The organism is Psychrobacter sp. 1U2 (genome assembly GCF_051847575.1).
Window position 1 is genome coordinate 1 of the sequence record NZ_JBPYDC010001370.1, and the last position, 615, is coordinate 615.

1 protein-coding gene is annotated in these 615 nt (G+C 42.6%); it reads right to left on the reverse strand.

Going from position 1 to position 615, the window contains the following annotated elements:
- The coding region (locus ACS8FD_RS22150) for a Rho termination factor N-terminal domain-containing protein (protein ID WP_439277449.1) at positions 1 to 615 on the reverse strand (615 nt) is incomplete at both ends.

The window sequence follows — 615 nt, forward strand, 5'->3', positions numbered from 1 at the left end:
TCATCAATCAGTAAAACAATCAGATAACATTCAGGGTTGTTACGCGTAATGGACTGTGCAATCGTCTGTAACAGTACGGTTTTACCTGCTTTTGGTGGAGCGACAATAATAGAGCGTTGACCCTTACCAATCGGCGCAATCAGATCAATGATACGTCCAGTTAAGTCTTCTGTTGTACCGTTGCCAAGCTCAAGCTTAAGATGCTCGGTAGGAAATAGCGGGGTTAGATTTTCAAAAATGAGCTTATGGCGCGAACGATCTGGCGTATCGAAGTTGACTTCACCTACTTTTAGTAAAGCAAAATAACGTTCAGAGTCTTTTGGTGGGCGAATGGTACCAGCGATACTATCGCCTGTTTTTAGGCTAAAGCGTCTGATTTGACTTGGGCTGACATAAATATCGTCAGGGCCAGCCAAATAAGAGCCTTCTGATGAGCGTAAAAAGCCAAAACCATCTGGTAGGACTTCTAGTACGCCATCACCATAGATAGCTTCGCCGTTACGAGCATGCGTTTTTAATATGGCAAAGATTATGTCTTGTTTACGGCTACGTGCCATATTATCAAGACCCATTTCTTTAGCAATAGCCAAGAGCTCAGAGATTGATTTTTTCTTT